The organism is Sulfurimonas sp., from assembly GCF_028713515.1.
Taxonomy (GTDB): Bacteria; Campylobacterota; Campylobacteria; order Campylobacterales; family Sulfurimonadaceae; genus Sulfurimonas.
The window spans coordinates 142,763-160,903 of record NZ_JAQTOD010000001.1 but is presented as its reverse complement, the minus strand read 5'-3'; the positions used below and the strand labels follow the sequence as shown (position 1 = coordinate 160,903).

19 protein-coding genes are annotated in these 18,141 nt (G+C 35.3%); 2 read left to right on the top strand and 17 right to left on the bottom strand.

Features of this window, described 5'->3' with window-relative positions; translation table 11 throughout:
- Positions 1-20 precede the first annotated feature (20 nt).
- Together PHV22_RS00905 and PHV22_RS00900 are read right to left on the bottom strand one after the other, a co-directional pair.
- Entirely contained in the window at positions 21-1,064 is a 1,044-nt protein-coding gene (locus PHV22_RS00905; RefSeq protein ID WP_295021529.1) for a HAMP domain-containing sensor histidine kinase, read from the bottom strand.
- Positions 1,051-1,686 carry a response regulator transcription factor gene (locus PHV22_RS00900; protein ID WP_295021530.1) on the bottom strand — a complete coding sequence of 212 codons (636 nt, stop codon included), beginning with the start codon at positions 1,684-1,686 and terminating at the stop codon, positions 1,051-1,053. Before PHV22_RS00900 ends, PHV22_RS00905 begins: the two co-directional genes overlap by 14 nt.
- Positions 1,687-1,803: 117 nt before the next feature.
- On the opposite strand from PHV22_RS00900, the gene PHV22_RS00895 reads away from it, so the two are divergent.
- Positions 1,804-2,265: a hypothetical protein gene (locus tag PHV22_RS00895; protein WP_295021531.1), complete on the top strand. Its 462-nt coding sequence runs from the start codon at positions 1,804-1,806 to the stop codon at positions 2,263-2,265.
- Between the two features lie 114 nt (positions 2,266-2,379).
- On the opposite strand, the gene PHV22_RS00890 is transcribed toward PHV22_RS00895, so the two are convergent.
- Positions 2,380-3,663 (bottom strand): malic enzyme-like NAD(P)-binding protein, encoded by a 1,284-nt coding sequence (locus PHV22_RS00890; RefSeq protein ID WP_295021533.1) that lies wholly within the window; start codon positions 3,661-3,663, stop codon positions 2,380-2,382.
- 187 nt (positions 3,664-3,850) lie between these two features.
- Between PHV22_RS00890 and PHV22_RS00885 the strand changes: the two genes are divergently transcribed.
- Complete coding sequence (locus PHV22_RS00885; protein WP_295021534.1) at positions 3,851-5,512, top strand: DNA polymerase III subunit gamma/tau; 1,662 nt, start codon at positions 3,851-3,853, stop codon at positions 5,510-5,512.
- Here PHV22_RS00885 and murI read toward each other — a convergent pair.
- From murI to PHV22_RS00815, 14 genes are all read right to left on the bottom strand, one after another.
- Positions 5,509-6,252, bottom strand: a complete 744-nt coding sequence (gene murI / locus PHV22_RS00880; RefSeq protein WP_295021535.1) for a glutamate racemase — start codon at positions 6,250-6,252, stop codon at positions 5,509-5,511. The genes PHV22_RS00885 and murI overlap by 4 nt on opposite strands.
- A 2-nt stretch (positions 6,253-6,254) precedes the next feature.
- The gene (gene rho / locus PHV22_RS00875) at positions 6,255-7,592 is read right to left on the bottom strand and encodes a transcription termination factor Rho (RefSeq protein ID WP_295021537.1); all 1,338 of its coding nucleotides are present in this window, start codon (positions 7,590-7,592) and stop codon (positions 6,255-6,257) included.
- Positions 7,593-7,739: 147 nt separating this feature from the next.
- Positions 7,740-8,084 carry a translation initiation factor gene (locus tag PHV22_RS00870; protein ID WP_299945151.1) on the bottom strand — a complete coding sequence of 115 codons (345 nt, stop codon included), beginning with the start codon at positions 8,082-8,084 and terminating at the stop codon, positions 7,740-7,742.
- The gene (locus PHV22_RS00865) at positions 8,084-8,920 is read right to left on the bottom strand and encodes a DUF5718 family protein (RefSeq protein WP_299945148.1); all 837 of its coding nucleotides are present in this window, start codon (positions 8,918-8,920) and stop codon (positions 8,084-8,086) included. The genes PHV22_RS00870 and PHV22_RS00865 overlap by 1 nt, the downstream gene beginning before the upstream one ends.
- On the bottom strand, positions 8,907-10,511 hold the full coding sequence (locus tag PHV22_RS00860) for an ABC-F family ATP-binding cassette domain-containing protein (RefSeq protein ID WP_295021542.1): 1,605 nt from the start codon (positions 10,509-10,511) through the stop codon (positions 8,907-8,909). The genes PHV22_RS00865 and PHV22_RS00860 overlap by 14 nt, the downstream gene beginning before the upstream one ends.
- Positions 10,512-10,618: 107 nt before the next feature.
- Entirely contained in the window at positions 10,619-11,248 is a 630-nt protein-coding gene (locus PHV22_RS00855) for a Crp/Fnr family transcriptional regulator (protein ID WP_295021544.1), read from the bottom strand.
- 141 nt (positions 11,249-11,389) lie between these two features.
- Complete coding sequence (locus PHV22_RS00850) at positions 11,390-12,337, bottom strand: hypothetical protein (protein ID WP_295021545.1); 948 nt, start codon at positions 12,335-12,337, stop codon at positions 11,390-11,392.
- Positions 12,337-13,005 (bottom strand): ABC transporter ATP-binding protein, encoded by a 669-nt coding sequence (locus PHV22_RS00845; RefSeq protein ID WP_295021546.1) that lies wholly within the window; start codon positions 13,003-13,005, stop codon positions 12,337-12,339. The genes PHV22_RS00850 and PHV22_RS00845 overlap by 1 nt, the downstream gene beginning before the upstream one ends.
- On the bottom strand, positions 13,005-14,168 hold the full coding sequence (locus PHV22_RS00840) for an FtsX-like permease family protein (protein WP_295021547.1): 1,164 nt from the start codon (positions 14,166-14,168) through the stop codon (positions 13,005-13,007). The genes PHV22_RS00845 and PHV22_RS00840 overlap by 1 nt, the downstream gene beginning before the upstream one ends.
- A gap of 1 nt (position 14,169) precedes the next feature.
- Entirely contained in the window at positions 14,170-14,463 is a 294-nt protein-coding gene (locus PHV22_RS00835; protein WP_295021549.1) for a hypothetical protein, read from the bottom strand.
- The gene (locus PHV22_RS00830) at positions 14,453-15,550 is read right to left on the bottom strand and encodes a nitrous oxide reductase accessory protein NosL (RefSeq protein WP_299945137.1); all 1,098 of its coding nucleotides are present in this window, start codon (positions 15,548-15,550) and stop codon (positions 14,453-14,455) included. The genes PHV22_RS00835 and PHV22_RS00830 overlap by 11 nt, the downstream gene beginning before the upstream one ends.
- Before the next feature lie 21 nt (positions 15,551-15,571).
- Positions 15,572-16,051 carry a DUF4149 domain-containing protein gene (locus tag PHV22_RS00825; RefSeq protein WP_295021551.1) on the bottom strand — a complete coding sequence of 160 codons (480 nt, stop codon included), beginning with the start codon at positions 16,049-16,051 and terminating at the stop codon, positions 15,572-15,574.
- A gap of 2 nt (positions 16,052-16,053) precedes the next feature.
- The gene (gene prmC / locus PHV22_RS00820; RefSeq protein ID WP_295021552.1) at positions 16,054-16,884 is read right to left on the bottom strand and encodes a peptide chain release factor N(5)-glutamine methyltransferase; all 831 of its coding nucleotides are present in this window, start codon (positions 16,882-16,884) and stop codon (positions 16,054-16,056) included.
- Positions 16,866-18,122 (bottom strand): M48 family metallopeptidase, encoded by a 1,257-nt coding sequence (locus tag PHV22_RS00815; RefSeq protein ID WP_295021553.1) that lies wholly within the window; start codon positions 18,120-18,122, stop codon positions 16,866-16,868. The genes prmC and PHV22_RS00815 overlap by 19 nt, the downstream gene beginning before the upstream one ends.
- Positions 18,123-18,141 lie beyond the last annotated feature (19 nt).

Sequence of the window (18,141 nt, the reverse complement as noted above, 5' to 3'; positions counted from 1 at the left end):
TAAAGAGTATTAATGTAGTATTAGCGTGAAAAAAGAAGTTCTACCGTTACACCCGCTTCTGTATTATTGAAAATTTCCACCTCTGCTCCCACCTTATCAGCGAGTGTTTTAACAATATAGAGTCCCATTCCCAATCCTCGTTCACTCTCTTTATAAAAACGCTCAAACACTCTATCTATGTGCTTAATACCAACTCCAGTATCAACAATATATAAAGAATTCTCACTATAACGAATTGTCACTTTTCCGCTTGAAACATTGTATCTGCAGGCATTAGAGAGGAGATTATCAACAATTCGCATTAAAATATCACGATTAATTGTAATAACAACTTTTTTGTTACCTTCTATCTTAAAAGTCAGCAAAGGGAAAAGTGTCTGAAAATATCTCATGCGTTCATACAAAAAAGTGTCCAAACTAACATGCTCCTGCTCAATAGGAAGTTCCCGATATAGCACTTCAAGATTTTTATATAAACCGGTAATTGTTTGAGTACTGATGTAAATACGATTAATCTCTTCATCTGGGTACTTTCGTTTCAGAAGCTGTGCATTGAGCAGAATTGAGGAGACTGGGGTATTGAGATCATGAATAATATCTCTTAGAAAATCTTCCATCAATATCAGAGAGCGGCGCATCGGCAAAAGAGTATAACGGGCAAAAAATACCGACAACAGCGCTGTTATTAATCCTAGTATGGCAAACAACATCCACATCTTATGCGACTCGGCATCCATGTATTTTAGATATTTCTCATACGAATAAGAGATTTTTACCATCTCATAATCGGGATTTTTAACCCATGGAAAAAGAGCATACACCTCATTATCAGTAACAATGAGTTCATGCATCGGCTGCTGTTTATCTATCTTTAAAATCTTGTGAGAAAATTCCTTACTCTGCAACGCATAGCTAAATGCATCCATCTCGGTTAGAAGCTGAAGATGGTAAAATCGCTGTTGCTCCTCATGATAAAGCCAAAGTGCTACACTCCCCATACTAAACAATGCTACAAAAAATATAGTAAACGATTTTAAAAATGACTCTCTTTCACGACGATTCAAGGCGATACCCCACACTTCTAATATTCGTAATCGAAATCCCTAGTTTTTGCTTCAAACGATTCACATGGACACGCAATGCTGCATCAGAGGATTTTTCCATAATTTCATAAAATGAATCTTTGGAAACCGTACGACCCAATTGATGTATCAAGAGTGAAAAAATCATCCTCTCAACCGGCGAGAGATCACACTCTAAACCATTGATAAGGACTTGTTTAGTAGCCGATTCAAACACTATATCCCTATAAACAACAACTTTCTCTTTACGCTTCAATACAGCTCGCACACGAATCAAAAACTCATCCAAATCAAAAGGTTTTTTGATGTAATCATTTGCCCCTGCCTTAAAACCCCGTGCTATTGAATCAATATCATTGAGTGCTGTAATAAAAAATGCAGGTGTAGTATCTCCAGCATTTCTCAGTTCGCGTAACACTTCAAAGCCGTTAAATATCGGGATATTGACATCAAACAGATATAGATCATAATGAGTTGAAAATGTCAGCTCATACGCTTCACGACCATTAATTGCTCTATAAACTTCATGACCTTCCGCCCTCAATATACCAAGGATGGTCTGAGACAGCATCTCATCATCTTCAAGAAGTAAAATTCGTCCCATTTATAACTCACCTATCACAAAATGTTTCTTCAATTGTACCATTTAACGCACTTATACTCCGTTAACGGTCTTAAGATACAGTTTCTTATTTTATTGCCAAATCCCAAAGGAACTCTTATGAAACCATTTATTGCTATCACTTTAATAACACTCATTCTCCATGGAGCAAACGATTTACCTACTCCCTATCCTATAGCTAAAAACACAAATTATGTGCCGGGCTTAGGAGACATAATGGGAACTATTCAAATACGACATGCCAAACTCTGGTTTGCAGGAAAAATGAAAAACTGGGAACTCGCAGCTTATGAACTTGATGAAATTAAAGAAGCTTTGGATGACACAGTCAAGTATCATCCAAATTTTAAAGACAAGCCGATTGCAAAAATGATTGACTCAAACACACTACAGCCGACAAGCCAGATAGAGCAGGCAATTAAAAACAAGAATTACAAGGAGTTTGTAAAATCATTTGATAAACTCTCGGATGCTTGTACATCCTGTCATCAAAGCAGTGGGTATGGGTTTATTTCCATAAAACGCCCAACACACTCCCTAATTAGTAACCAAAAATTCTAATATAAAAATTTAAGCTTACATAGCATTAAAAAATCATAACGATAAAAGTGGATTTGGACTTTAAAAAAAAAGAGGAATATTCAAGAGCGCTAGGCTCTTGAGGGAAAGTGGAGATTACTTTGAGTTGTCTGCCATTCTTTGTAGTTTTGCTTTATAAGCTTCAAGATTGAAATCTTTTACTCCGGCAACACCGTCTTCTACAGCAGCTTGCGCTACCGCTGATGATACAAACACAAGAAGTCTTTTATCAAAAGGTGATGGAATGATATACTCTGGTCCAAAAACCATATTATCTCTTTTGTGAGCTAGTTTAACATTTTCAGGTACCGGCTCTTTTGCAAGTGCAGCAAGTGCTCTTGAAGCAGCCATTTTCATATTTTCAGTGATTTTAGTTGCTCTTACATCTAATGCACCACGGAATATGAAAGGGAAACCAAGAACATTGTTTACTTGATTTGCAAAGTCACTTCTTCCAGTTCCAATGATAAGGTCATCTCTTACTGCTTTAGCAAGGTCTGGCATAATTTCTGGAGTTGGGTTTGCGCAAGCAAAGATGATTGGGTTAGCTGCCATTGAACGAACCATATCTTGTGTGATTTGCTCTGGGCCTGAGAGACCAAGAATCATATCAGCACCTCTTGCTGCATCTTCTGGAGTACGATCTTCAGTATCGATTGCATAAGCTAATTTTTGTTTGTTAAGGTCTGTTCTTCCAGTGTGGATAACACCTTTAGAGTCAAGCATAGTGATGTTTTTTACGCCTAATGCTTTGTACATATTTGCACAAGCGATTCCACTTGCTCCGGCACCGATTACAACTACTTTCAGTTCATCAACTTTTTTACCGCTCATCTCTAAAACATTGATAAGTCCAGCAGTCGTAATAACTGCTGTTCCGTGTTGATCGTCATGAAAAACAGGAACATTACAAATCTCTTTTAGTCTCTCTTCGATCTCAAAACACTTTGGTGCTCCAATATCTTCAAGATTGATTCCGCCAAAAGTGTCCGCAATAGCAGCAACTGTTGCGATTATCGCTTCAGTATCTTTTGTGTTGATTTCAATATCAACAGCATCAACATGAGCAAATGCTTTAAAAAGAACACATTTACCCTCCATAACTGGCTTACCGGCTAAGTGTCCAATATCCCCTAATCCAAGAACAGCAGTACCATCTGAAATAACTGCAACTAAATTGCCTTTATTTGTGTAATCGTAAGCAGTGCTGATATCTTTTTCTATTTCAAGACAAGGGTAAGCAACACCTGGGCTATATGCCATTGCAAGTTCCGCAACAGTATCACACGGTTTTGTGATTAGCGTTCCTATTTTTCCATTACCTTCAAACTCATTACGAGCCTTGTGATAATCTAGTGAATCTTGTTCGAAAGAAGCCATTGTTTCTCCTGGGTTTTTATTTTTGTGTGGCGATTTTATCCATTACTCAATTAGAGTTTGATAAATCCAAATATATAACCAAAGAACCACAGCAAAAAGCTTACAATTTGAAACATATCAATAACTTCTTGTAAAATTTAACACTCAAAATGGTAAAATCATGCCACATAAAAAATGGAGAATTAGTTTGAAAAGAAGCTCAGAAGTATTAGCCAGAAAATATAGACCTATTAATTTTGATGAGCTAATAGGCCAAGAGACAATCTCTCAAACCCTATCTTTAGCACTAGATGCAAACAGACTCTCTCATGCTTATCTATTTTCAGGACTTCGTGGAAGTGGAAAAACCTCAACTGCTCGCATCTTTGCAAAAGCGCTTGTTTGTGAGCAGGGCATCACTCATAAACCTTGTGGAGTTTGTCAAAACTGTATCATGGCACTTGAAAATCGTCATATTGATGTAATTGAGATGGATGCTGCTTCAAATCGAGGAATCGATGACATCAGAGTATTAATAGAGCAGACAAAATATCGTCCTGCAGCTGCTAGATTTAAGATATTTATAATAGATGAAGTCCATATGTTAACTCCACAAGCTTTTAATGCACTCCTAAAAACGCTTGAAGAGCCACCAGAATATGTTAAGTTTATACTAGCAACAACAGACCCGCTTAAACTCCCAGCAACTATTCTTAGTCGAACGCAACACTTTAGATTTAAGTCAATTGCACAAAATAAGGTAATTGATCATCTAGCACATATTTTAAATATTGAAGAGATAAAATACGAAAAAGATGCACTAGAGATTCTAGCTAGAAGTGGCAATGGAAGTTTACGAGATACGCTGACATTACTAGATCAGGCGATAATCTACTCTAAAAATTTTGTAGATGTAGCAACTGTTACGGATATGTTAGGACTTGTTGACCCTAAATTTATATCAGAACTATTCAATGCTGTTTTTACCAAAGATTACACAAAGCTTATTGAACAAACAAAAATTTTACAAGATTATGAACCAGATATGGTTGTAGATGAACTCATTGCTTACCTAAAAGACAGAATGTACGCTTCAGATGCGCTATATTCTACTCTTGTGCTAGATAGATTTTTTAGAATTTTAAGCGACTCAAAATACCTTTTAAGCATAAATGCGGATGGCTCTTTTGTTCTCTCACTTATATTTTTCAAAATGATAGAAGCTCTTCGCATAAAAGAGATTGACCAGATGATAGAGTCTCTGCAAAAAGAGATTTACAGCATACCACTGTCACACTCATCTCCAGAATTTAGTTCATATAAAACAGAATCCAAACAAATAAGTGAACCCAAAAAAGTTACCCAAACTTCAAAAAAAGAGAGTGTTGGCGAAAAAAACTTTAATGAGCTTATAGCAAAAATAGAAGATAGAAATTTTGAGTTAGGCGAGTGTTTTAAAAAGAGTATCTCATTTATCTCATACGAAAACGACACGCTAGTTTGGGAAAGCTGTACTAATGAAGAGTGTAAAAAATCACTGACTCATGGCTACTCTGTCATAAAGCAATTAGTAAGAGAAGTTTTTGGATTTGGTACAAGCATAAAACACCAAGCTTGCACAAAAACAGAAGAAGAACCTACTTTGGAACCAGAAACAGAGCCAACCAACCAACCCACAATGCCGTTTGAGCAGTCAACATCTATGATAGAAGATGCAGAGATTGGCACGAGTGCGAGCTGTGTTGCATCATGTGAACAAAATGATTTCGCAAAAGAGATAAATGGAGCGGATATTTTGGATGAGCCAATGGTTCAAAAAGCAACTGAGCTATTTGAAGCAACAAAAAGAACTGTTCAACTAAAGATTTAAAGCTCTAGCCACTTCTTAGCAATCTTTCTAAGTGCCTCTGGATTTTCTGAAGCGAAAAACTTTAATTCTGGTTTTTCGTACTTCTGTGTAAATACAAACTCTCTCTCAAGTTGTTCAACTATCGCATCGCCCGAATGAATAAGAATTGTATTTTTACCAAAATAGTTTTGGAGCGCATCTGAGATTAATGGGAAGTGAGTGCATCCTAAGATAACAGCATCTGGGGATTTTATATCATGAAAATAGTGTTTAAAAGTTGCTTGAATTATCTCGCCATCATAAATCTCATCCTCAACAAGTGGAACAAAAAGTCCAGTAGCTTTGGCACTAAGATTATTATAGCCAATAGCATTTAGCCCTAACTCATAAGCTTTTGAGTTAATTGTTGCTTTTGTTCCAATTATAAGAATGGTTGAGTTTTTATTCTTAAGTGCATTAGCCGTAGCTAAAACACCAGCCTCCACAACCCCAATAACAGGACAAGTTGAGTTTTCTCTCATCTCAGCAAGAGCATAAGCTGAGACAGTGTTGCAAGCCACTATAATGAGATCTAATTCAAAATTTTTGAAAAATTCAACAGCCTCAATCGCATAACGAATGATTGTGTTTTTATCTTTTATACCATAAGGAACTCTAGCTGTATCTCCAAAATAGACAATTTCTTTAAAAAGCTTGTGAGACAGAAGCGATTTTACAACACTAAGTCCGCCAATTCCGCTATCAAAAACACCTACTCTCATAGCTATTGGTTTGTGTTCATGCTTTCTAAAAATTCTTCATTTGTAGCTTTCTTGCCCATCGTTGTGTAGATGAATTTAAGTGCTTCTGTCTCATTATCCTGCTTATGAATCATTTGGCGAAGAATATAAACTTTTTGAAGAACCTCTGAACCAACAAGAAGTTCATCTTTTCTAGTTCCTGATTTAAGAATATCAATAGCTGGGAATACGCGTCTTTCTGCAATTTTTCTATCCAATATAACCTCAGAGTTTCCAGTACCTTTAAACTCTTCAAAGATTACTTCATCCATTTTGCTTCCAGTATCAATAAGCGCAGTTGCGATGATGGTTAAGCTTCCGCCGTTTTCGATATTTCTAGCAGCTCCAAAGAAGCGTTTTGGCTTGTGAAGAGCATTTGCATCAACTCCACCTGACAAAACTTTACCGCTTGATGGAGTAACTGTGTTATAAGCACGAGCCAGACGAGTGATAGAGTCAAGAAGAATCACAACATTTCGCCCAAGCTCTACGCGTCTTTTTGCTTTTTCTATTACCATCTCGGCAACTTTAACATGGTTTTTCGCAGGCATATCAAAAGTTGAGCTATAAACTTCACCCTTAACACTTCTCTCCATATCTGTTACTTCCTCAGGTCTCTCATCAACAAGTAAAACCATCAAATCTATCTCTGGATGATTGTTCGTTATACCATGAGCAATCTCTTTTAAAAGTTCTGTTTTACCGCTTCTTGGAGGTGCCACAATAAGTCCGCGCTGCCCTTTGCCTATTGGTGCAAAAAGGTCCATCATACGACCCGTTAAGCCCTTTTCTCTATACTCTAGTTTAATCTGTTCTTGTGGGTATAACGGGGTTAGATTTTCAAAAAGAGGTCTTTTTTTACTCTCTTCTGGAGGCAAGCCGTTAACGGCTTCTATTTTTATAAGTGCGTAGTATCTCTCTTGGTCTTTTGGAGGGCGAACTTGACCTGTTACAACATCTCCATTGCGAAGTGCAAAGCGTTTAATTTGAGTATTTGAAACATAAGCATCATTTATGCTCTCATCAAAACTTTTATCGATTGAGCGCATAAAGCCGTAGCCATCTTGCATAATCTCTAAAATACCGTTAAAAAGGATAAATCCACCCTGCTCTGTCTGAGCCTTAAGTATCTCAAAAATCAAATCTTGTCGTTTGAGTTCATACGGTTGTTCAATATTTAACTCAACAGCCATAGCTGTTAAATCTTCTATGCTCTTTAGACGAAGATCTTCTACACCAACACCTTTTACTGGGTTATGTGTTCTTGTTTTTGCGACGGGCTTAGTGGTTTTGCGAGGTTGTTGTGAATTGTTTTCACTCATAAAATGGCTACCTTAATTTTTTTGGATTTGTTACCCTGCTTATATGTCTGTATGAAGGATAATGCGAGAAGCTGTATTGTTGTTTACTAAATCAGTGATGGAATTTTACAACAATCAAAGCGTTGATGTCAAGTTTAGAGACTGTTTTTAGTGACCATTTTTAAATCTAAAGCTTTTTTCTAATAAAACTGCTCTAATTTTATCTTTAAGTTCGCCCTGAAATTCCATCCATCCATCCCTGTAAACTCCGCCACAACCAAGACTCTTTTTTATGCTCTTGAGTAAAATTTCTGCATCATCTTTTGATATAAGAAATTCTCCAACTATTGTGATAGTTTTTCCATTTCTTTTCTCTTTTTTAAAAACTAAAAAGTGTTTAGATGGTTCTATCTTTTGGTTAGAAGTGGTTTGGGTAGTAGTGGTTTCCACTTTAGCCCAACCATCATCTATCTTGGCACCAATAAAAAAATCTAACTTATTGCCTCTGCTCATTATAGAACTTGTTGTTTTAGTACGCTCATATTAGCATTATCATAGCTGCCACTATCAAGTTTTTTTAAAATATCACAAGAATCTATCTTGCTTCTATTATATAAAACTACAAAAACTTCATCATTTGATTTCAGAAATGTTTTCTCGCCATAAGGCGTATATCTTGTTGCACCGATGCTTATAACTGCTTTTTTTGGATAATCACACTCTTTTATGTACTCGCTCAGATGCTCAAGTGGTCCAAAATCTACCTGCGTATTTATCTGATTTACAATCCAATCGGTTAGTTTTTCATAAAAATAGCTATACCCGTTTAGTTCAACATCTTCACCATAAGCATGAAACTCTCCATCACGACGCAAAAAACTGCATATTGAGTAACTATCCATAACTCCGCCATCGCTAAACTTGTCAATAGTTATGAGGTTTTCACTTATCCCTTTTGAGTTTGCACCCCAATTTTTTTTATCACTAATTTTTGAAGCACCTGCCACTCTGATGGAGCAGTCATTATATGCACCAAAGTGAGTTGGAGTTACTTTTATAAGCTGATTATTTGCGTACTCAAGCTCACAAACAACCCCAACTTCTGGCTCTGCTTGAACATTTGTTGTGTTATCTGGAAGCTCTATAGTAGAACTAGAAATTGGATAGGTGTTTAAAATCTCTTTGGCACCTGAGACTATTTTTGGCAGATAAAATGGAAACATCCCTTTTGGGGCTGCTTCATCTTCCGTTATTATGTTTTTAAAATCTTCTAGCTCACCAGCTTGGGCAAGATGCAGAGCAAAATTGCCAGCGATTCCTAACCCTAAAAAATCTCTATATTTGTCCATTTGCTTTCGCCTCAGCAAACTCTTCGTACGAGCCCTTGAAATCAACATAGGTTCCATCCGCTCTTAATTCGATTATACGATTTGCAAACGCATCTAGGAGTTCACGGTCATGAGATACACAGATAACATTGCCTTTAAACTCATAAAGAGCCTCACCAAGGGCTACAATTGCCTCTAAGTCAAGGTGATTTGAAGGCTCATCCAAAACTAAAAAGTTTCCACCCTCCAACATCATTTTACTGAGCATCATTCTATGTTTTTCACCACCAGAGATGCTTACAACAGATTTTTCTTGTTGCTCACCACTAAAAAGCATTCGCCCTAAACAGTTTCTTATTTCAGACATATCTCTTTTTGGGTCAAATCCTCTTAACCAATCATAGAGAGTTCCATCTCCGCTTATAATGTCAGCAGTATCTTGAGGAAAATAACTATTTTCTATAGTAGCGCCCCATTGAATCTCTCCAGAAATCGGCTTTATCTCTTCCATTATTATTTTCAAAAGAGTTGTTTTACCAACACCATTTGGTCCTATAAGTGCGACTTTTTCATCTGGAATAAACTTTAGATTTATATTTTTTAATACTTCATTATCACCATAAGAGTGATTGATATTCACAAGATTTAGTGCCTCATCGCCCATAGTTCTCTTCGCTTTAAATACGATACTCGGGTCTCTGCGAGAAGATGGTTTTATATCCTCAATTACAAGTTTTTCAAGTTGTTTTTGTCTTGAAGTCGCTTGCTTTGCTTTTGAAGCATTTGCTGAAAACCTTCGAACGAAAGCTTCTAGCTGGTCTTTTTCTTTCTCTTTTTTAGCATTGTTTAGCTCATTTTGCTTTGCTATAACATTTGCAGCAATATACCAATCATCAAAATTACCTGTAAATTCACGGATTTTTTGATAGTCAACATCTAGTATATTTGTTACAACTGAATTTAAAAAGTGTCTATCGTGCGAGATTACCACCATAGTTCCCTCATGGCGTTGAAGCTCATTCTCTAACCATGTAATAGTTTGAATATCGAGATTGTTTGTCGGCTCATCTAAAAATAGTATGTCAGGTTTTGGGTATAAAACTTGTGCCAAAAGAACTTTAAACTTATCAGCACTATCTAGCGTACTCATCAAATCGTTATGTTTACTTGCTGGTATGCCAACATTTTCTAAGACTTTAGCGATATTTATATCATACTCGTATGTTGGATCTTCTTCAACACAGATAACTTCTAAATCAGCAAGACGGTTATTTACTGCATCATCCTCGAAATCTCCGGTTGCATAAATTACATCTTTTTCTTTGATGGCATCATAGAGTCTTTTGTTGCCATAAAGAACAGCGTCCATGATTGTGTAATTTTCAAAAGCAAATTGATTTTGTCCTAAAACACCAACTTTTAAACCACTCCCGATTCTGATTTCACCTTCAAACTCATGTATTTGACCACAAAGAATTTTTAAAAATGTTGTTTTTCCAGCACCATTTGCACCAATAAGACCATATCTTTTATGACGGTCAAGTTTTAAGTTTATATCTTGAAATAGAACCCTATTTCCATAACGCATGACTAGATTTTGTACAGTTACCATGATGTTTTCTTTCACTTAGGAAGAGCAAAAATGCCTCCCTGTTATTTTTTCGCGATTATATCTAAGAGTTGTTTAAGAGTGGTTTATATGCTATTTAAAAGTGATTATTAAAAAAATTCTACTAGTGCGTCTCTATCTATAAACTTCTTTTTTGTATCTATAATATCTTCATCTTTAAAAAACTTCAAAATTCTAGAAAGTGTCTCAGGTGATACCCCTAAAATTTCTGCGATCTCAATATTTTTTGTTTCAAAAAAATCTTTTGAGTGATCATATATATATTTTGCCACCCTCTCTCTTGAGTCTAAAACCAAGTTAGTTGATATAATGTTTTCAAGATTTTTAATCTTTTTAATAAGGGAAGTTTGGATATTAAATGCTAAGTTTGGATTTAAAAATATAATCTCTTTCAACTTTTCAAAATCTATTTTCATAATCTCTACATCGCTGTATGCCTTCGCTGTAGCTGGATATGGTATGCCTTCAAAGTTTGCAACTTCACCGATAAGCTCATTCTCATGAAAATATTTAAGCACTACCTCTTTATGGTTGGAAGATGTTTTGTAGAGTTTTATTACCCCACTTACTAAGAGATATAGATATTTTGATTCATCGCCCTCATAAAAAACAATATGATCTTTTGAAATTTTATGCTCTTGTGTAAAACTCTCAATCTTTTTTATGATATCCTCATCTACATTTTGGAAAAGCACTATATTTTTAAGCTGTATTTTCATTTTACACTTCTTATGATTTTGTTATATATTAAAACACGATTGTCATTTTTCATAGACTTTTTAAATTTATATGCACTATACTCAAAAGACCCTAAAATAGAGCAATGCACAATAATTTAATTTTAAACACTCTTTTTCTCTTTATAATAAAACGCCATTTGTAAAATAATAAATGATGGCAAAGAGCGACACCAATATAACATAAAGAGAGTTAAATAGAAGTGACATCTTGTAGTTTTTTGCTAGTTGTTTAGTGAAGCCAACGCTCAAACCGTAAAATGTGCCGACAAATAAAAGTGAGTATATTGGGTAACCAACAAAATAGTAATCACTCTGTAAAAAACAAAATGGACAGTGATGAGATGGGAGTTCGTAGATATATGTACCAAAAAATAGTATCAAAGAGATTAGAGATGTCGCTATAAAAACGAGATTTACAACAGCAAACATATACCTGTTTTTAAAAAAATATAGAATTGGCATCAGTAGATAATTGCCATAAAAAATAGCCAACAGAGCTGATTTATCTAATAAAAAAATAGATGAAATTGCAGAGTTTGCCGTGCTTGAATATATGCTTCCGCAACAGCTCACAATCTTGTCAACTTTTATTCCGCTAAACATAAGTGTTTCCAAAACTATTTCAGCAATTAAAAACAGAAAAAGTATGCAAAAAAGAAGGAACTTCTGTTTCGTGTATGGTTGGTTTTTCTCTCTTAAATCCTCTTTGTTTATTTTCAGCCAAAAAGCAAAAAAGTATAGATTTAAAATCTTTAGTATTATCAGATAAGTTCCATATTTTGTGGCATCCACAACTCCTGCTGCACACATGGCACCCATGATTACATTTGAGATTTTATCAAGCGTAAAGATAAAAAACAGAAAAAGTGGGATTTTTATACTAAAGATAAATTTTATAATTGTGGAGGCTAAAAAACTCTGTTTTTCGAGTTGGTATTGGAGCTGCGTGGTTGCATTTATATTCCAGTTTAGATAAATTCTAAGGCTAAACACAAAGGCGACCAAGCCAAAAAGCGCGAATATAAGATTTAGAATAATCATAGTAAGCACTTCTGGCATCAAAAGCATTAGATTATCTCTCCTTGATGTATCTCAAACACTCTATCTACAAAATCAAGGTTAAAAAATAGCGGGTCATGTGTGGCGATAATTATGGTTTTTCCTTGCAATTTTAGCTCTCTTAACATCTCTATAAAGTGCAGCGATAGCTTCTCGTCCAGATTTGCTGTTGGCTCATCAGCTAATATTATCTTAGGGTTATTTATATTTGCTCTTGCGATTGCCACTCTTTGCTGCTCTCCGCCAGATAAATTTTTTACAAGTTGTTCTTTTTTATGCTCAATATGAAACATTTTCAGAACTCTAAAGAGTCTATCTTCTAGCTCTTTTGCATCTAGATTTATCGGGATAAGTGGCAAGATAATATTCTCTTTTACACTAAGTGTTGGAATAAGATTATATCTTTGAAATACAAATCCTATAGTTTCTCTTCTGTATTCTGACGCGAAATTATCTTGAAGTTTAGAGACTCTCTCACCATCAACAACAACCTCTCCAGTAGTTGGTTTGCTCAAAGCCGCGATAAGTGATAAAATGGTGCTCTTCCCGCTTCCGCTAGCACCCCTTAAAACAACCAACTCACCTTCTTTTACAGATAGGTTTATACCCTTAAGAGCTCTAACTATATGGGCACCATTTGAGCTGTACTCTTTTGTAATATCTTTTAACTCTATCACTATCTCATTACCTCATCTGCTTCTATAGTTGCACTTCTCCATGATGGTATTATGGTTGCAGCTATATAAATTGGCACACTTAGAAAAAATATAAGTGCAAGCGTTTGGATATCAAACACAAAAGGAAGTTCAAATGTAGTTTTTAATTTCGAGTATCCCAAAAAGATACTCTGCATAAGAGGCGCATTAAAGATGTAAACGAACGCGAATGCCAAAATTATGCCCACTATATATGAGAAAAGAGAGATTATCAAGCCCTCATAAAACTTCTCCCTTAGCACATCATCAACCCTCCAGCCAATAGCCTTTAATATCCCTATCTCTCTCTTTTGCTCACTGCTAAGTCCGCTTATCTTGTCATAAATAATGATAAAAAATGTAAAAAGTGAGATAGTAAAAAACGATAGAAAAACGCCGCTTTTATAATCAAAAATATTTTGATAGCTTATCTTTAGATTATCTTTTGTTATCACTCTGCTATCTGGATGAAGTCGTTTTATCTTAGATGCCACAGTTGCTATTTCGTTCACATTTGCAACTCTAACAACAATATCTGTAGCTTTTGACTCATCAATATCAAAAATCTCTCTTGCATCATCTTTACTCATAAGCATCACATCGTTTGATTCCAGCTCCGTATCAGCGCTAAATTCACCGCCAATATTCATTTTTTTCAGTTTTCCATCTGGTTTTATAAAGTTAAAATACTCTTTGTAGTAGTTGTTTCTCATAATCTTTTTAACACCAATACCAACCAGCATGGAAGATGTTTTGAAGTTCAGTTTTTGCACAGCACTTTTAAAACTGTTTTTATATTGCTCCTCATACTCATCAATTCCAACTAAAGTAAAATTTACGCCAGCATTTTCAAAATAGTAATAACCCCAAACTCTAGCGGATACGCTCTCAACCCCTGCGATGTCCAAAATCTCATCAACAGCGCTAACATCAATATCATAATGCCGCCCTGCTTTGGTTTTTTGAACAATTATTTCAGGAAGAGAATTAACAGTTGCGCTTAGTTCATATTTTATAGAGTTTGTTATAAAAAAAAGTGAAGCGAGCAAAAAAACCAAGGTGCTCAAAACTAATACGACAAAAAAAGTTTTATATTTTTGACGAATAAGAGAGTTTATGGCGTACTCTACGATGTAAAAATTCACCCTACTTCTCATTTTTATCCCTAGAAAAAACAAAGGTTGATGCAAAATACTCCCTCAAAGTTCCATCATCTCTATATGCCGAGAAAAAATCACTTAGAGCTCTGTGTCTTATAAAAAAAGCTTCTGTTGATATAGCCAAATCAGGCAGTTGAATGACTCCAACGAACTCTCTTTTAGAGCTTAGTCCTTCTCTGCTCATACTTTTTGTGCCGTAAATATAGGCAACTTCAACAAATAAAAAAACAACTAACCCTAAAAAAGAGTAGATTACAAAACGGCTTTTTTTATTTATCAAGCTTTAAAACCTCAGCGTTTTTTATCTCACTAAAACCTAAAATCTTAAACCCTTTATGATCCACGCTAAAACTCTTTGCGCTATTTCTAGAATCAAAAGGTATCAGCTCATCGCCCATCGGTCCATAAATATCACTACCAACGACAAAATAAGCTTTTCTGACATCTAGAGTTTTTTGAGAGTAGTAGTCCGTTACTAAAATTTTTATTACACCATTCTTGTGCGAAAAATAGTACTTCATCATATCTTTTACGCCATCAAAAGATATGCGTTTATCTTTGTAAAATATCTGCGCTACCCATTTTGGATATTTATATACAAACATCCCACAGATTGGGCATTTCTCATCTTTAGTAACTTTAATCACCCCATCAACACTCTTCAAATTGGCAAATCTTTTTACTTCCCAAAGATATAAAGAGAGTGGTTGAAGTTCACTCTCTTTTAGCTCACCACACAGTTTTTTATCTTTTATGGCTGATTTTAGTTCATTTATTTGAAAATATTTATCTATCTCTATCTCTTTTTTGCAGTTTTTGTTAAATATTTTCTCACCCATCGGATAAATTTGTATGCTTTTTTTGCTCTCCAACATCTCCACATCGGATGTTAATGACTCTTTTGCTATATCAATCGCAGTATTGAAATCAACAATTTTTCCACCGTGCTCCATGTTGAAATCTTCTGCTACTTCTCTACTTGCAAAAGCTAATTTGCTAACTTTTGACATAGTTCCAGCTACATCTGAACCAACAACATAAAAAGCTTTTTTTGCATCTATGAGCTTTTGCGTTGAGGCATCTACAACTTTTATGTCATCTATTTTTATATCTTGTTCTTTCATATCAACAACCAAGCATCTCATTGAGCAGTATTGTCTATTTTTATGATTATGCGTTACTGAAGTGTGAGAAGTTTTATAAAAATCCTCTATTTTCATACCACATACTGGGCACCACTCTTTTTGCGAGCCTTCTTGAAGAAGCGTCGGAGCAACTGTTGCAGTTTTTGTAAAACTACTCCCAAGGAGATTTAAAGACAGTAAAAATAGTGTGACAAACAGGAGGGAGATAGGTTTTATTGGCATTGGTAAAGCCTTGTTTTTGAGCTATTTTATCCTAAGAAGCATTAATCTTTTGATAAAAAGCACAAGAATGGCAATAGCTAAAATCTTAAAATCAAGTTCACTTGCTATGTGAATATTTGCAAAAGTATCACTTTGTGTAGCTTCCACGCCGAGCGCTTGCATAGATAGAATTCTTGGAGCATAAACAGCACTAAACATAAGAGATGAAAAAACTACAGTTACGGAACTTCCAAAAACTATACTATCTCGTTGTCCACTTTTATATGCCATAAGCTCATAAACAACGACATAAGCTGCTAGTAGATAGATCCAGTAACTAAAACGGTGAAAAATCTCCCCCATAATAATTCCTGCATTGTAGTTGTCTATGGTCATTCCAATAACAATTCTGTCAGCATGAAAAATAACAGGAGCCACAAATGCGCCTAAAACTATAACGGCTCCCAACGAAGTCGCCAGAACAATCAAATAACCAAAATCTAAATAAATTCGTCTTTTCAAAATTATAACCTCAGTGTAAAGCCTCTATCAAAACCACTGAAATCTTTATAAAAATCTAAATTTTTCAGTGTCTTATCGCTTAAATAATTCTGTATTTTATCTTTTTGGTCATAACCCATCTCACATGTAAAGAGGTTAATATTTCTGCTTAAGAGTTCATCAAGAAGTTTCTTTATAATTTCATCACCAATCTCCCCACCAAAGAGTGCATTTTGTGGCTCATAAGAGAGATTTGACTCTAGTTTTTCATCATCTGCAATGTAGGGCGGGTTTGAAATCAAATAGTCTATATGCTCATGTATCGGCTCCAAAAGAGAACCTAACCTAAGCTCTATTCTATTCTCAAAACCAAATTTCTCTATGTTTATTTTGGCAATATTTAGTGCATCTTGTGAAATATCAACTGCTATAATTTTGGCTCGTGGAAAAAACTTTGCGAGCATTATGGATATAATTCCACTTCCAACACCAACCTCTACAAATCTTATCTCAGAATCTCTATTTGGTGCATTTTTTAGAACTTCATCTATTAAAAGCTCTGTTTCTGGGCGTGGAATGAGTGCGCCTTTAGCTATATAAAACTCTTCGCTATAAAAACTAACCCTCTTGGTTATATACTCCAAAGGCTCATTTTTAGTGCGTCTTTTAACCCACTCAAAAAGCTTTTCAATATTTTCTACACTACTGTTTTGATTTGTCAAAAGCCAAAGTTCATCTACACTCAAATGATACATAAGAAGCAGTTGAGCCTCCCTGGAAGCTCTCTCTATAAAAGGCTCAAGCGCTGTAGTTATCTCTTTTAAAACATCTTTAACTAAATATCCGCTTGACACTGTTCAGCCATTGCATTTTTATCCATCTCTTTTATATCCATACCAAGCTCTTTTAGTCTCTCTAAAACAGGAGGGTGTGTGTAGTGAAAAAATATATAAAGTGGATGCGAGAGTGGGAAACTTCTGTTTTCATTTACAAGTTTTTTAAGTGCGTTTGCAAGCTCAACTGCTCCGCCAATTCCAGCTAGTTCACTTCCCATTTTATCCGCTGCGTACTCATTGCTTCTACTAACAATTCCCATGATTGGCATCATAAAAAAGCCTAAAACTGGCATAAAAAGCATTAGTAAAATCATCATAACGGCTGGAGATTTTGCAACTCCAAGCTCCAAATAAAGTGAATCTGGAAGATTTCCAAATATACCAAACATAGCAAACAGCATGGCGCCCATCAAAGCGATATTTTTATAGATATCCCCATGAGCAAAGTGACCCAATTCATGTCCTAAGACCGCGAGAAGCTCTTTTGTTGTTAGTTTTTCTATCAGAGTATCAAACAGAACAACTCTTTTAGATTTACCGATTCCGCCAAAATAGGCATTAAGTCTTGCATCTCTCTTGCTTGCATCGCTTATAAAAACGCCAGAACTTACAAATCCAGTTCTATCCATCAAGCTTTTTATCTCTTTATCTAACTCCTCATTTTGAAGCGGAGTCAGTTTGTCAAAAAAAAGAGCTCTAAAGGTTGGATAGAGCATATTTATAAAAACTATCACTACAAAAATAAAAATGAAGCTCCATAACCACCATAGAGCTGAGCTTATTATGATGAGATAAACGCCAAAGACAACCAAAGAGCCAAAAATAAGAGTTGTGATAAAGGAGACAAAAGTATCTCTTATCCATTGAGCAAGAGTTGATTTGTTAAAACCAAATTTTTCATCTAGTACAAATTTTTCATAGTAAGAAAATGGGAGTGAAATGATGGAACCGATGATTAAAAATCCAAGAACCAAAGCGATGTTTAAAACTGCTTCATTCTCGAACAAAATAGTACTTTGTAAAAATTTTATACCAACACCCAACCACAAAACAAATATTATGTAGTCAACAAAAGCAGAGACAACGCTCATCTTCTCTTTTGCTACACTATAATTTCCGGCCTTAAGAAAATCATTTTGAGACAAAAGAACAGCGTTACCTCTTTTTGCTCTGTTTACAAAACCTATCTGCATAACACTTGTGTAAATCGTGATTAGTACAAATAGGGTATAGATACCAACTAGAGTCATTAACATTTAAATTGCCTTATTTTTT

What these genes read in the sequence shown, in the direction of transcription:
- PHV22_RS00870 (WP_299945151.1), bottom strand. Translation starts at nt 8,084, where the DNA reads ATGAGCAGAGGCAATAAGTTAGATTTTTTTATTGGTGCCAAGATAGAT.
- PHV22_RS00860 (WP_295021542.1), bottom strand. Translation starts at nt 10,511, where the DNA reads ATGGTAACTGTACAAAATCTAGTCATGCGTTATGGAAATAGGGTTCTA.
- PHV22_RS00815 (WP_295021553.1), bottom strand. Translation starts at nt 18,122, where the DNA reads ATGTTAATGACTCTAGTTGGTATCTATACCCTATTTGTACTAATCACG.
- PHV22_RS00830 (WP_299945137.1), bottom strand. Translation starts at nt 15,550, where the DNA reads ATGCCAATAAAACCTATCTCCCTCCTGTTTGTCACACTATTTTTACTG.
- PHV22_RS00855 (WP_295021544.1), bottom strand. Translation starts at nt 11,248, where the DNA reads ATGAAAATACAGCTTAAAAATATAGTGCTTTTCCAAAATGTAGATGAG.
- PHV22_RS00895 (WP_295021531.1), top strand. Translation starts at nt 1,804, where the DNA reads ATGAAACCATTTATTGCTATCACTTTAATAACACTCATTCTCCATGGA.
- PHV22_RS00890 (WP_295021533.1), bottom strand. Translation starts at nt 3,663, where the DNA reads ATGGCTTCTTTCGAACAAGATTCACTAGATTATCACAAGGCTCGTAAT.
- PHV22_RS00865 (WP_299945148.1), bottom strand. Translation starts at nt 8,920, where the DNA reads ATGGACAAATATAGAGATTTTTTAGGGTTAGGAATCGCTGGCAATTTT.
- PHV22_RS00900 (WP_295021530.1), bottom strand. Translation starts at nt 1,686, where the DNA reads ATGGGACGAATTTTACTTCTTGAAGATGATGAGATGCTGTCTCAGACC.
- rho (WP_295021537.1), bottom strand. Translation starts at nt 7,592, where the DNA reads ATGAGTGAAAACAATTCACAACAACCTCGCAAAACCACTAAGCCCGTC.
- PHV22_RS00850 (WP_295021545.1), bottom strand. Translation starts at nt 12,337, where the DNA reads ATGCTTTTGATGCCAGAAGTGCTTACTATGATTATTCTAAATCTTATA.
- murI (WP_295021535.1), bottom strand. Translation starts at nt 6,252, where the DNA reads ATGAGAGTAGGTGTTTTTGATAGCGGAATTGGCGGACTTAGTGTTGTA.